General features: G+C 26.6%; 16 protein-coding genes. 15 read left to right on the forward strand and 1 reads right to left on the reverse strand.

Features of this window, described 5'->3' with window-relative positions:
* Positions 1-2 precede the first annotated feature (2 nt).
* From sepF to Q0G30_RS02245, 7 genes are all read left to right on the forward strand, one after another.
* Entirely contained in the window at positions 3-455 is a 453-nt protein-coding gene (gene sepF / locus Q0G30_RS02215) for a cell division protein SepF (RefSeq protein ID WP_294385920.1), read from the forward strand.
* A 3-nt stretch (positions 456-458) separates the two neighbouring features.
* On the forward strand, positions 459-719 hold the full coding sequence (locus tag Q0G30_RS02220; RefSeq protein WP_294385922.1) for a YggT family protein: 261 nt from the start codon (positions 459-461) through the stop codon (positions 717-719).
* 1 nt (position 720) lies between these two features.
* Positions 721-1488 carry a YlmH/Sll1252 family protein gene (locus Q0G30_RS02225; protein WP_294385924.1) on the forward strand — a complete coding sequence of 256 codons (768 nt, stop codon included), beginning with the start codon at positions 721-723 and terminating at the stop codon, positions 1486-1488.
* 14 nt (positions 1489-1502) lie between these two features.
* Positions 1503-2105: a DivIVA domain-containing protein gene (locus Q0G30_RS02230; protein ID WP_294385927.1), complete on the forward strand. Its 603-nt coding sequence runs from the start codon at positions 1503-1505 to the stop codon at positions 2103-2105.
* 248 nt (positions 2106-2353) lie between these two features.
* Positions 2354-3268 carry an RluA family pseudouridine synthase gene (locus tag Q0G30_RS02235; protein ID WP_294385928.1) on the forward strand — a complete coding sequence of 305 codons (915 nt, stop codon included), beginning with the start codon at positions 2354-2356 and terminating at the stop codon, positions 3266-3268.
* Positions 3269-3280: 12 nt separating this feature from the next.
* Positions 3281-3817, forward strand: coding sequence for a bifunctional pyr operon transcriptional regulator/uracil phosphoribosyltransferase PyrR (gene pyrR / locus Q0G30_RS02240; protein ID WP_294385929.1), 537 nt, complete (start codon positions 3281-3283; stop codon positions 3815-3817).
* Positions 3818-3833: 16 nt separating this feature from the next.
* Positions 3834-4991, forward strand: a complete 1158-nt coding sequence (locus Q0G30_RS02245; protein ID WP_195468045.1) for a class I SAM-dependent RNA methyltransferase — start codon at positions 3834-3836, stop codon at positions 4989-4991.
* A 53-nt stretch (positions 4992-5044) separates the two neighbouring features.
* On the opposite strand, the gene Q0G30_RS02250 is transcribed toward Q0G30_RS02245, so the two are convergent.
* A complete protein-coding gene (locus Q0G30_RS02250) occupies positions 5045-6784 on the reverse strand; it encodes an NFACT RNA binding domain-containing protein (protein ID WP_294385932.1) in 1740 nt (579 codons plus the stop codon).
* An 89-nt stretch (positions 6785-6873) separates the two neighbouring features.
* On the opposite strand from Q0G30_RS02250, the gene dapF reads away from it, so the two are divergent.
* The 8 genes from dapF to Q0G30_RS02290 all read left to right on the forward strand — a co-directional run bounded on the left by dapF (position 6874) and on the right by Q0G30_RS02290 (position 13050).
* A complete protein-coding gene (gene dapF / locus Q0G30_RS02255; RefSeq protein ID WP_294385935.1) occupies positions 6874-7695 on the forward strand; it encodes a diaminopimelate epimerase in 822 nt (273 codons plus the stop codon).
* A 16-nt stretch (positions 7696-7711) separates the two neighbouring features.
* Positions 7712-8707 carry a hypothetical protein gene (locus tag Q0G30_RS02260; RefSeq protein WP_294385938.1) on the forward strand — a complete coding sequence of 332 codons (996 nt, stop codon included), beginning with the start codon at positions 7712-7714 and terminating at the stop codon, positions 8705-8707.
* 138 nt (positions 8708-8845) lie between these two features.
* A complete protein-coding gene (locus Q0G30_RS02265) occupies positions 8846-10228 on the forward strand; it encodes a GspE/PulE family protein (RefSeq protein ID WP_294385941.1) in 1383 nt (460 codons plus the stop codon).
* Positions 10203-11237, forward strand: coding sequence for a type II secretion system F family protein (locus tag Q0G30_RS02270; protein ID WP_294385945.1), 1035 nt, complete (start codon positions 10203-10205; stop codon positions 11235-11237). The genes Q0G30_RS02265 and Q0G30_RS02270 overlap by 26 nt, the downstream gene beginning before the upstream one ends.
* 10 nt (positions 11238-11247) lie before the next feature.
* A complete protein-coding gene (locus tag Q0G30_RS02275; RefSeq protein WP_294386024.1) occupies positions 11248-11688 on the forward strand; it encodes a prepilin-type N-terminal cleavage/methylation domain-containing protein in 441 nt (146 codons plus the stop codon).
* Positions 11689-11697: 9 nt separating this feature from the next.
* A complete protein-coding gene (locus Q0G30_RS02280) occupies positions 11698-12126 on the forward strand; it encodes a hypothetical protein (protein ID WP_294385947.1) in 429 nt (142 codons plus the stop codon).
* Positions 12119-12610, forward strand: coding sequence for a prepilin-type N-terminal cleavage/methylation domain-containing protein (locus tag Q0G30_RS02285; protein ID WP_294385950.1), 492 nt, complete (start codon positions 12119-12121; stop codon positions 12608-12610). Before Q0G30_RS02280 ends, Q0G30_RS02285 begins: the two co-directional genes overlap by 8 nt.
* Positions 12607-13050 (forward strand): hypothetical protein, encoded by a 444-nt coding sequence (locus Q0G30_RS02290; protein ID WP_294385953.1) that lies wholly within the window; start codon positions 12607-12609, stop codon positions 13048-13050. Before Q0G30_RS02285 ends, Q0G30_RS02290 begins: the two co-directional genes overlap by 4 nt.
* Positions 13051-13055 lie beyond the last annotated feature (5 nt).

The following is a 13055-nucleotide window of genomic DNA, read 5'->3' on the forward strand; positions in this document are numbered from 1 at the left end:
AAATGAGCAATATGTTTGGTAAGTTTAAAGAAATAATAGGACTTGGAGAATATGATGATGAAGATTTCGAGGACTTAGAAGAGGTTGAAGAAGAGGAAGAAGAGGTTGAAGAAGTGGAACCTATAATTTCAAAACAAAGAGGTAATAAAGTAGTTAATATTCATAATTCAGCATGTGCGAAGATTATGGTTGTTAAGCCAGGATCATATGATGAAGCAAGAGAAATTGCAGATGCTATAAAAAATAGAAAAATAGTTCTAGTTAATACAACTGCAATGGAAACAAAAATAGCTCAAAGATTAGTAGACTTTATTAGTGGAGCATGTTGTGTGTTAGGAGCACAGCTTCAAGAAGTTGAGCAAAGAGTTTATTTACTTTCACCATCTAATGTGGAAGTTAGTAATGAATTAAGAAGTGAGATAAGTTCAAAGGCACTATTTAACTGGAATAAATAGGAGGTGGTTCCAATAGGAATCATAAGTGGTTTTTTATATTTATTATTTACTTTATTAGACATAAGTATTTTAGCAGAAGTTATACTTTCTTACGTACCTAATATTAGAGAAAGTAGTTTTTATAAAATTTTAGTATCTTTTAACAATCCAATTTTAACACCATTTAGAATGTTACAAGAAAAATTATTTGGAAATATGATGATAGATTTTGCACCACTATTAGCTATCATAGTATTAAATCTTATTAGTGGTATATTATTATAAAATGTTATCAAAAGAAGATATTTTAAAAAATTTTTTAAAAGAAGATACTGAAGATGTTATAAAAGTTTATCAATGTATGAGATTAGCTTATAATAAAGGTATACCAACATTCACTAAGTTTTTTTGCAAGCCTAATATTTGGATGTATTTTATTAAGAATTTTAATGCTAATAATTTTTTAGTAGAGGCAAAGGGTGCTTTTGAAGAATGCGATAGAAGAATATTGGCATTTAACAATATTTATTCTACACCTTTTCCATATAAAATTATTAAAATTACTAATAAATCAAAATTTAGTAATCTTTCGCATAAGGATTACTTAGGTGCTATTATGGCTTTAGGAATAGAAAGAGAAAAGCTTGGAGATTTACGAGTAATTGATGATTATGCAATAGTTCCTATATATGAAGAGGTAGCAGACTATATTTTATATGAACTAAATAGTGTAGGTAGAGCACCTGTATCAACAGAAGAAGTGTTAGAAGATAATTTACCAAAGATTAATTTTTTAGAAGGAATAATAATAGTTCCCTCACTTAGATTAGATAATATAGTTGCTAAATTAGCTAATATATCTAGGGGAAAAGCTGTTGATATGATTAATAGTGGCAAAGTACTTATAGATTATTCTAAATCTATAGATAAAAGTAAAGAAATAAATGATGGCCAAAGAATAACGATTTCTGGGGTAGGAAAATTTATAATAGGGGAAATTGTTGGGAATACAAAAAGTGGAAGATATAAAGTTAAAATAAACAAATTTATATAGAAGAGGTGGATGGAATGAAATTAACTCCTACAGATATAAATAATAAGGAATTTAAAAGAGGAATAAGAGGATATTCTGTTGAAGAAGTAGATGAATTCCTAGATGAAGTAGTTGAAAGCTATGAAGAGGTTTATAAAGAGAATAGTAGATTAAAAGAAAGTTTAAGTAGAGTAAATGAAAAGCTTGAGCATTATGAAAAATTAGAAGCAACTATACAAAACACCTTATTATTAGCACAAAATGCTGCTGATCAAGCTAAAGAGAGTTCAGAAAAGCAAGCAGAATTAATTATTGGTAATGCTAATGAAACTGCTCAAAGAATATTAGATAAGGCCCACGGTGATGTTGTAGCTATAAATGATGAATATGAGAGAGTGAAGGAAGAGTTTATAAAATTTAGAGCTAAGTTTAGAGGCTTTATGAATACTCAGCTTCAGACTTTTGATGAATTAGAAAAGGATTTAACGAAAAATTACAATGTGGCACAACCAGTTGACCAATATGAATTACATGAAAAAGAAGCAGAAATTTATAATGCAGGAGAAAAAGAAGAGTTTAAGATTGAAGACCTAAACGATGATATAGATGCTGTAAAAAAATTCTATTCAAATAACTAATACATATAGGAGACCGATAGTTTGGTCTCCTTTAGTTAATTTATTTGAGTTTATGATCAATGCTACTATTGAGAATGATTTATTTATATATTATAATGTCAAAAGAAACTTATACTTATAGAATATATATGATTATAGAAAAGAAACTATAATTATAACTGAAGTTTGGAGCTTCAGAAAATTTTGATTAAATAAATGAAAGTTTACAATATAACTTATAAAGAATATAAATAAATGGAGTAAAATATATGGAAAATTTGAATTTTAATATTAATAGCGATGAAGAAGGACAAAGAATAGATAAATATTTATCAATAATGATAGAAGGAAAATCAAGATCATTTGTTCAAGGATTAATAGATGAAAAAAAGGTTAAAGCTAATAATAAAGTAATTAAGAGTAATTATAAACTTAAAAAGGGTGACTTTATTGAAGTTGAAGTTCCAGAACCTATCGAGCTTAATGTCTCTGCAGAAGAAATGAATTTAGATATTGTTTATGAAGATGAAGATGTATTAGTTGTTAATAAAGAAAAAGGTATAGTAGTTCATCCTGCTCCAGGAAATTATACTGGAACTTTAGTGAATGGTATATTACATCATTGTAGTGATTTATCAGGAATTAATGGTGTTATAAGACCAGGAATTGTACATAGAATAGATAAAGATACTTCTGGAATTCTTGTAATTGCAAAGAATGATGAAGCACATAATGATTTAGCAGCACAATTTAAAGAGCATTCAATCAAGAGAGAATATTATGCATTAGTAGAAGGAAAATTTAGCAAAGTAAGTGGTACTGTTGATAAACCTATTAGTAGAGATAAAAAAGAAAGAATAAAAATGGCAATTAATTCTGATGGAAAAAGAGCAGTAACACATTATGAGGTATTAGAACAGTACAATAAGGGTGTATCACTTGTTAAATGTACTTTAGAGACTGGAAGGACTCACCAAATTAGAGTTCATATGGCTTCTATCGGGCATCCTTTAGTTGGTGATTTAGTGTATGGATATAAAAGACAAAAGTTTAATATAGAAGGGCAAGCGCTGCATGCTAAAACTTTAGGGTTTATACATCCTAGAACTAAGGAGTATATGGAGTTTACATCTGAATTACCTAATTACTTTAAAGAATTACTAGAAAAATTAAGAAAAATGTAAGGAGTTATATTTATGAAGTTAAAAGCTAACTTATTAGATGATAATGCTATTAGAAGAAGTTTAATTAGAATTTCTCATGAAATTATTGAAAAAAATAAAGGTGTAGAAGATATAGTATTAATAGGAATAAAGAGAAGGGGTTATCCATTAGCAAAAAGAATAGCTGAAAATATTGAGAAAATAGAAGGTGTTTCTGTTGAGGTTGGATACGTTGATATAAGCCTTTATAGAGATGACATTACAGAAATTAAGGAAAGTCCTAAATTAAATTCTGTTGACTTAGGAGTTGAAGTAAAAGGTAAAAAAGTTATATTAGTAGATGATGTATTATTTACTTGTAGAACAGTTAGAGCAGCCATTGAAGCTATTATAGATAGTGGAAGACCGTTATCAATTCAACTTGCAGTTCTTATTGATAGAGGACATAAGGAACTACCAATTAGAGCTGACTACGTAGGTAAAAATATACCAACATCAAAGACAGAAATAGTAGCAGTAGAAATAAATGAAATAGACGGAAATGATTCAGTTAAGATATACGAATCATAAAAGGAGACAATAAACAATGGAATATAATTTAGTAGCAACAACTACTTTTGGATTAGAAGGAATTACAGCAAAAGAGCTTAAAGCATTAGGATATGAAGATCTAAAAGTTGAAAATGGAAAAGTACATTTTGAGGGTGATGAAATGGATATTGCCATTGCAAATGTACATTTAAGAACAGCAGATAGAGTATTTATAAAAATGGCAGAGTTTGAAGCAAGAAGCTTTGAAGAACTTTTCCAAGGTACTAAAAAGGTTAAATGGAGTGAAATTATTCCACAAGATGGAGTTATGCATGTGGTAGGTAAGTCTGTTAAATCAACTCTTTTTAGTGTACCAGATTGTCAATCAATTGTTAAAAAAGCAATAGTAACAAGTATGAGCGAAGATTATGGAGTAACTCACTTTAGTGAAGATGGTCCCGTTTATAAAATAGAAGTGTCAATATTAAAGGATGTAGTAACATTATCTATTGATACTAGTGGTGTAGGGTTACATAAAAGGGGCTATAGAGAAGAGGCTGGAATAGCACCATTAAAAGAAACTTTAGCAGCAGCTTTAGTTTTAATTTCTAGATGGAAAGAAGACTATACTTTAGTTGATCCTTTCTGCGGATCAGGAACTATATTAATAGAAGCTGCTATGATAATGCAAAATATAGCTCCAGGACTTTTTAGAAACTTTGTATCAGAAACATGGCCAACTATAGGTTCAGATATTTATGAACAAGTTAAAGAAGGGGCAGAAAGATCAATAAAGAATAAAGATATAAAGCTTATAGGTTATGATATAGATGGAAGAATGCTTAAAATTGCAAGAAGTAATTCTCAAAAAGCTGGAGTTGCTAAATATATTGAATTCCAAAAGAGAGACTTTAAGCAATTTTCAAGCAGTGAGAAAAATGCATTTATTATAACTAATCCTCCATATGGAGAAAGATTAGGAGAAAAGAAAGAAGTTGAAGAACTTTACAAGTATTTAGGAATGAATAAGAGAAAATTAGATACTTGGGACTTCAATATTTTAACTTCATATGAAGGGTTTGAAACACCGTTTGGAAGAAAAGCTACTAAAAACAGAAAATTATATAATGGTAAGTTAAAATGTTATTATTATCAATATTTTGATAATGAAAAAATAAAGAATCATGGAGATATGGTTGTTAACCACATATAATATAAATAAAGATGGTGAAATTCTTAAGAAATTTCACCATCTTTATTTTAAAACTATTTCTTTTCAATATTTAAATTTTTAAGGTCAGAAGGTTCTACATACATTGTATAATTAGTATGGTAAATAACCATTCCTGGATTTGCTCCGTTTGGCTTTTTTAGATTTTTGACTAAAGTATAATCAACTGGAACTTTTGAAGAGTCTTTAGCTTTACTATAATATGCTGCTAAAGTGGCACCTTCTACTAATGTATTATCTGGAACATCATTTGAACAAATAATAACATGTGAACCAGGAATATTTTTTGTATGAAGCCACATAAAGTTTTTATTTGCAAACTTTAAGGAAAGATAATCATTTTGAATATTATTTTTACCAACAAAAATATCTATGCCATCTGATGAAATATAATGTAATGGCTTAGAAGCTTTAGATTTTTTTGAATTCTTTCCATTAGATTTTCTTTTTCTTACATATCCAGTAGAAATCAATTCTTCTTTTATATCATCAATTTCAGTATAACTTTCACAATTTTCTATATTAGTTAATACAGAATATAGATATTGTAATTCTTCATTATTTTTTTCAAGTTGTTCTATCGCCGATTCTTCAGACTTTTTTAGTTTGTTATATTTTTTGTAATAGCTTTGAACATTTTCAGATGGTGTTTTATTTTCATCTAAAGGAATTGTGATTTCCTCACCTTTCTCACTAAAAAAGTTAATTGTAGTGAAATCTTTATCACCTTTTTTTATACTATATATATATGATGTTAATAAATCACCCTTGATTTTAAAGTCATCTTTGTCTTCACATTTTTTTAGAAGATCATTTAATTTAGTTTCTTTTTTTATACATCTATCTATATTTGTTGTGACAAGCTTTTGTAGGTTTACAGAACGGCCCTTAATACGTTCTTGTTTATCTTTTTCTAAATAATATTTATCCATTAGCTCATGAATGCTTTCTAATACTTCAGAAGAAAATTCTTCTTCTAATTGAACTAGTGGTGTGACATAAAAGTCTACATAATCCCCATTTGTATCTTTATAAATTTTGAATGTTTCATTATCTAAAAGAGTATCTAAAAATTTATTAATAAAAGTAGAAATATTTTTTTCAGAGAAATCTGTATATTTCTTAGTGTATTCAATGAATAAATGCTCAGATAATGGTTTACTTATACCAGTAAAACAAGAAACAAAGAAATTTTTGTTAAAAATTATTGAATTTTTATCCACAAAGTCCTGTAAAGTGGTATCATTAAAAGAGAACGGATTAATTTTTGTTGATTTAGGAGGATATTTATAAGTTATCCCAGGATATAAAACTCTATAACTATTCATAGAAGGAGCTATATGTTTTATACATTCCATTATTTTATTATCTCTTTCTCTAACAAGAGTAATATTACTATGTCTTCCCATTACTTCAACAATTAAAGTATAAATACTATTGAAACCTAGTTCATCAGAAGCTTCAATTAAGAATTTAACTATTCTATCACCCTCCTGTTGAACAATATCTATAATTTTACCACCAATTAAATATTTTCTAAGAACCATAGTAAACATTGGTGCTTGAAGTGGATTAGATTTAACAACTGTAGTTAAGTTAAATCTAGGATACTTTGGTGATGCAGATATTAAAAGTTTTAAGTTTTTTCGTTCTTTTCTTAAGGTTATTATTATTTCATCCTTTTCAGGTTGATTTATTTTATCAATTTTAGAATTTAATATTGATTTTTTTAAATCTTGCACTAAACTATATAAGTAGATACCGTCTATTGCCATAAATGTCATCCTTTCTTTAGTATTAATTAAAGTAAGTATATCATTAATTTATGTATTAGTAAAACGGTTGTAAAATGGAGGAGAAAATTATGGAATTTATAAAAATGCATGGTACAGGAAATGATTTTATTTTTTTATTAGATTTAGATAATAAATACATTGGACAAGAGAGTGAATTAGCTAAAAAGCTTTGTCATAGAAGATTTGGAATTGGAGCAGATGGCCTAGTTTTAGTTAGAAAATCAGAAATAGCAGATATAAAAATGGTAATAGTAAATAGTGATGGTTCAGCTGCAAATATGTGTGGAAATGCAATTAGATGCTTTGGAAAATATGTTTTTGAAAATAACATTATAAACAAAGATATAATTACTGTTGAAACTGGAGATGGGGTAAAAGAATTAAAATTAAAGATAAATAGTGATAAAAAAGTTGAAACTGTAAAAGTATATATGGGAGAAATAACTTTTGATGGTTCATTAATACCATTAAAAAATAAAAATAAATTAATAGATGAAGATATAGTTGTTAATGGTAAAAAATACAAAGCTTCTTCTATATTAGTAGGTGTTCCTCACACAGTTATTTTTGTAGAAGATGACAACTATGATGTTACAGAAGGTAAATATATAGAAAAATACGAGCTTTTTGAAGAAGGTACAAATGTTAATTTTGTTAAAGTGATTGATGATGAAAATATTTTAGTTAGAACATGGGAAAGAGGCGCTGGTGCCACTTATTCATGTGGAACAGGATGTTCAGCATCTGTTGTAATATGTAATAAATTAAATTTAACTAAAGATAAAGTCAATGTTAGAGTTCCAGGTGGTCAATTAAGAATAGAGTTAGAGGGGACTTCTATTTATATGATTGGAGATGCAGAGTTTATTTGTAGTGGTAAGGCGTATTAAAAAGAGGAAAAAGTAAATGGTAAAAATAAAATTAAAAAAATTAATTATTGTGATTCAGCTTATGATTACTACTGTATTTTTTTTAGGGTGTAAAAATGAAACCTTAGAAGAAGTAAGTAAAATAAACTTAAATAAAGGTGCTTTTGTAGATGAAAGCACCAGTTATGAAACTTTTAATTTAAATTTAGAAAATACATATGAAGAAATAGATACAGGAGATAGAGTAATAACTAACTTTAATGAGAAGTCTAATACATACACATTTTATAAAGATAATAGTTTTTATGTAAATTACAACAATAAAGATATAAAGATAGAGCATAATAAAATAGCAAATTTAAAGATTTCACCAGAAGGAAATTATATCTTTTATTTTATAAATGATCAATATTTAGAGCCAGCAGTTATGGATTTAAAAAGTGAAAAAGAAATACTTTTAGAAAATAATGCTGTGATATCAGGGCAATTTATTGATTGGATAACAGATACTAAGCTAGCTTATTATGGAGTTGATTCTGAAGAGAAATTTACTGGAATTTTTACTTATGATATAAAAACAAAAAAGGAAGAAAATCTTTATAAAATAAGTAATGGATATGTAAAATTTTTAAAACATATAGATAATGGCTTGGCTCTGGTAGAAGAACACTATGAAGAAGATACTGTTCTTAATATCATTAATATAAATGGTGAAGTAACTGAGATTTCAAGAGAGGTTATAGATATTAATGATATAGAATCTATTAATAATAAACTATACTTATTAGGGCGAGTAAAAAATAATAGTTATTCAATTTATGAACTTGATAATGGTATAGTAAAAAGATTACTATTTGATTTTCCAAGTATACTTTATGCAGAAAAGGGATTATCAGTTAATGAAGCAGGAGAGATATTATTTGTAGGAAGCACTTCTAGTGGACAGTCAGAGAATGTATATAAATATTCAGATGGAAGTGTAGTTTTAGTTAGTAATGATATAACAAACTGTAACTTTATAAATATTAATTAAAAAGAATTTAGAAGAATTTCTAAATTCTTTTTTTTATAAATAAATTTTGAATTGGGAAAAGTTACAAAAATAATATATTTTACAAAAAAAGGAATAAAAGAAACGAGAATGGACAGTTTTATTAAGGGTGATTTATAAATGGTAAAAAGTGAATTAATTAAGAGTATAGATATTTCGGTAGTAAGAAAAATAAATGAACAAAAAGCAAAGAAGATAAGAGCCTTTCCTTTTAAAGAAAATAAGACAGAAATCTATATTTATACAAGTAGTAATAAGCAATCTATGATAGATGAATTTGAGTTTATATTTAGAAAAAAAGTTGAAGTAATAACAGTAACTGAAGAGGAATTTGAATACTTACTTAAAATTGTATATCTAGGAAATAGGAAAGACGCTGATTATGAAGTGTTCAAAGAAGCTATAAATTTAAAAGCTTCTGATATACATTTTGAACCGTATAAAGATTCCATATTAGTTAGATTTAGAATTGATGGATTATTAAGAAGTATGTCTATATTTGATAATAAAGAGTATACATCTATTTTATCAAAAATGAAAATAAGTTCAAATTTAGATATAACTGAAAAAAGAAAACCACAGGATGGAAAAATGACATTTAGATATGGGGAAAAAGATTATGATTTACGGATATCTATAATACCAATTGTATATGGAGAAAAGGCTGTTATAAGAATTCTATATGGAAATGTATTTAACTATTCTATAGATAAATTGGATTTAACCGATAACCAAAAAAAGAAATTGAAGTATATTATGAAGGTTAATACTGGATTAACAATAGTAAATGGACCAACAGGATCAGGTAAATCTACAACTCTTTATTGTATGTTACAAGAGCTAAATAAAGATGAAGTAAATATATCTAGTTTGGAGGATCCAATTGAAGCAGTAATTCCAGGAATAAATCAGATGAACTTAAATAAGACACTTAATATTGGTTTTGCAGAAGGACTTAGAAGTCTACTAAGACAAGATCCTGATATAGTTATGTTAGGTGAAATTAGAGATGAAGAAACGGCGGAGATGTCAGTAAGAGCAGCATTGACGGGACACAAGGTTTACTCTACTATTCACACTCGTGATCCAAGAGAAGTATATTTTAGATTAGAGGATATGGGAGTAGAAAAATATTTAATAAGAGATTCTCTTGTTGGAATAATATCTCAGAGACTTATTAGATTGTTGTGTAATAAATGTAAAAATAAAATAGGAGAAAAGGTTATAAAGAAGGAAAAGGTAAATGTTTTCAAAAGATGTGGATGTATAGAATGTAATTATACAGGATATTCTGGAAGAGCCTTAGTAGCAGCTATACATGTAATTGATAAGAAGATGAAAAATAAAATTAAAAATATTTATAACGATACAGATATATTATCAAATATTGAAATGATGGAAAATTTAAATAATTTATTAAAAAAGGGAGATATATCTATAGAAGATTATGAAAATTTTATAGAAATGGAGGGAATTAATGCTATCTACAAAGAGGAAAGCTAGTTATAGCGACTTAGCTATTATTGCAGGCAATATAGGCAAATTATATGATGAAGGAGTTTCTTTGTTAAATATATTAAGTTTAATTGATGAATTACCTTTAAAGAAAGAATATAAAATAATATTAAAACAAATGGAAGAGGTTATTAAGGAAGGTGGTAGTTTAAGTGATGGATTCAAAAAGGGGGGTACACTAATTCCAAGTTTTTTTAGCTCTATGGTAGATATAGGAGAAAGGACTGGGAAAATAGTTTATGTATTACGAGGATTAGAAACATTTTATAGTAAATTATATTATGTTAAAAAATCTATCATAGGGGCATTAACATATCCTATGATTTTATTAGGAGCGTTAGCTATTTTAGGAATTTTTGTTGTGTTTTTCTTTATCCCAAATATGAGTAATATTTATTTAGCTATGGGGAAAGATACACCATTAGTATATTCAAATATAATAATGTTTAAGCAAAGGCTATTTAATAATCCAATAATAGTAATTGTACAAATAACTATTATAACTGTAATACTTCCATATTTTATTATTAAAAACTTTTTAAAGCAATATTTAGATATGGTGATTGAGAAAATACCTATATACAACCTAATTAATGAATATATAGTTATAGTTTTGATGTCTGTAGTTATTAATAGTGGAATTAATATTGCTATAGGTTTGCAATATTGTTGTGAAAGTGAGCTTGGAAAAAATATAAGCAAAAGTATTAAAAAGATAAATAAGGATATTACATCAGGAATAATGTTATCTGAAGCCATGAGCGAAACAAAAATGTTTTCTAAATATACATTGGCACATATAAAACTTGGAGAAGAAAGTGGTTCATTAGATAAAAGATTTCAGCTATTAGAAGAAGAGATTTTTAAAAATTTAACTACAAAAATAAATAAATTAACTCAGATGATACAGCCCTTTTTAATATTATTTATAGGTATGATAATTGTAATTTTTATTATTAAGTTTATAATGCCTCTTTTAGATATAGTATTAATATGAGGTAGTAAAAATAAAAAGAGGATACACATTTATAGAGGTGGTAATAGTATTGGCTATAATTGCAATATTAATATTACCGACATTTAATATATCAAAATCCTATAAAGAAATAGTAATGAGGGTTAAGGGAAAAAGTATCGCAAATGAAATAAGCAACTTAATTAGTTATAGTAAGTATTATTGTAGATATTATGGTAGCTATGGATTAATTGAAATTAATAGCAATGATGGAAAGATAACTTTTAAAGATATATCATCAAGAAGTAAAATAATAAAAACTATATTATTAGAAGAAGAATTTAAATTTGTGAGTAATAATAGTTTTGAGATAAGCAAAATAGGAAATATACAAAAGTCAGATACTATAAGAGTGATAGATAAAAATGGAAGGGTATACAGGATAACTATTGCTACTGGAATAGGCACAGTTAATATTTATGAAGGAGAATAAAATATAAACGTGAAGAAAGAGGGAAGTATTTTTATAGAGACTATAGTTGGTGTTAATATTATTTTAGCAATGTTTTTAGTGGTGGCATTACTAATAGGTGAAAATATAAAAAGTTCATTTAGGCGTGAAGAAATAGAAGAATCAAATAGAATAATTTACTGTATAATGCAAGAAATAAAATATAATTCTACACTAGAAGAAATAATAGATTTGACAAATAAGAATAGTCTAGAATTACAAAATTATGATGAGTTTTTATTTGACTTATCAGATTTAGATTTAGAACAGATGCCTAAAGGTAATGACATAATAATTACAACTACACCTACAGAGGATGAAGATAAAATAAAGGTTAAAATAAAAATTAACTTACTTTCTAAGAATGAAAGTTTAGAGAGAAGTTTCTTTAAGTATAGGTGGATGGATTATTATGAGTAAATGTAGAAAAGGATATACTTTAATAGAGGTAATTATAGTTTTAGCCATAGTACTTTTACTTGGTGGCGTAACAACAACACTTTCTTATGAAACTTTAGGAGATTATTTTATTAATCTTGATAGATGTTACAATGACGATAGATTTGATAATGCATTATTATATATAGATACTCTATGCAATAGCAATGGAATTATTTCTATAGAAGAAAATAAAGTGTTTACAGATAAATTAACTAGTGATATTAAATCAGATAATATAGTTGTTACTTTAAAGAATATAAATGAAGAGGTATCAGTCAAAATAATTTATTTAAGAGATAACAATTTAAAAGTTAGGACTTTAAATTATAAAGAAGATACGGTATCAGTGGGAGATAATACACTATTAGATAAGGTTATTAGTTTTAAAGTTAGGACAAAGAAAAATTTAGTTTATTATTATATAGAAAATAAGGAATCCAAAGTACGAGGAAGGTGTATATGAAGAAAAAACAAGGGGTAGTAATGTTAGAAGTATTGATATTATTAAATATTTTAATTATATTAATAGTTTATAATGCTAAAACTATAGTAGCTAATTCTAGTAAGATTAATCTTTATGAAATAAAAGAAGATATTTTCTATTTGAATGATTACGAGTATGAGTTGTTAAGAGAAGTAGAGGATTTAATTAAAAATAACGAAGAAGTATTTGATTTTATTAGATCATATAAAGATGATTTGAATATTAAATATGAACATATTTTTAGTAAAGATGAAAAATTAAAATTTATTATATATGAAAGTAAATTATATTTAAAGGAATCATTACCTGGTAAAGTAGAGAGTATACGTGAAGTTGATGTAGCATTTATTGATAGTGATAAAGGAGAAGTAGAGATTATTTTTAGGCCTAAGTTATATAAGATGTTTTATATGGTATAAGAAGG

This window comes from uncultured Clostridium sp. (assembly GCF_934754925.1).
Taxonomy (GTDB): Bacteria; Bacillota; Clostridia; order Clostridiales; family Clostridiaceae; genus Clostridium.

What these genes read in the sequence shown, in the direction of transcription:
- sepF (WP_294385920.1), top strand. Translation starts at nt 3, where the DNA reads ATGAGCAATATGTTTGGTAAGTTTAAAGAAATAATAGGACTTGGAGAA.
- Q0G30_RS02225 (WP_294385924.1), top strand. Translation starts at nt 721, where the DNA reads ATGTTATCAAAAGAAGATATTTTAAAAAATTTTTTAAAAGAAGATACT.
- Q0G30_RS02230 (WP_294385927.1), top strand. Translation starts at nt 1,503, where the DNA reads ATGAAATTAACTCCTACAGATATAAATAATAAGGAATTTAAAAGAGGA.
- Q0G30_RS02235 (WP_294385928.1), top strand. Translation starts at nt 2,354, where the DNA reads ATGGAAAATTTGAATTTTAATATTAATAGCGATGAAGAAGGACAAAGA.
- pyrR (WP_294385929.1), top strand. Translation starts at nt 3,281, where the DNA reads ATGAAGTTAAAAGCTAACTTATTAGATGATAATGCTATTAGAAGAAGT.
- Q0G30_RS02245 (WP_195468045.1), top strand. Translation starts at nt 3,834, where the DNA reads ATGGAATATAATTTAGTAGCAACAACTACTTTTGGATTAGAAGGAATT.
- Q0G30_RS02250 (WP_294385932.1), bottom strand. Translation starts at nt 6,784, where the DNA reads ATGGCAATAGACGGTATCTACTTATATAGTTTAGTGCAAGATTTAAAA.
- dapF (WP_294385935.1), top strand. Translation starts at nt 6,874, where the DNA reads ATGGAATTTATAAAAATGCATGGTACAGGAAATGATTTTATTTTTTTA.
- Q0G30_RS02260 (WP_294385938.1), top strand. Translation starts at nt 7,712, where the DNA reads ATGGTAAAAATAAAATTAAAAAAATTAATTATTGTGATTCAGCTTATG.
- Q0G30_RS02265 (WP_294385941.1), top strand. Translation starts at nt 8,846, where the DNA reads ATGGTAAAAAGTGAATTAATTAAGAGTATAGATATTTCGGTAGTAAGA.
- Q0G30_RS02270 (WP_294385945.1), top strand. Translation starts at nt 10,203, where the DNA reads ATGCTATCTACAAAGAGGAAAGCTAGTTATAGCGACTTAGCTATTATT.
- Q0G30_RS02285 (WP_294385950.1), top strand. Translation starts at nt 12,119, where the DNA reads ATGAGTAAATGTAGAAAAGGATATACTTTAATAGAGGTAATTATAGTT.
- Q0G30_RS02290 (WP_294385953.1), top strand. Translation starts at nt 12,607, where the DNA reads ATGAAGAAAAAACAAGGGGTAGTAATGTTAGAAGTATTGATATTATTA.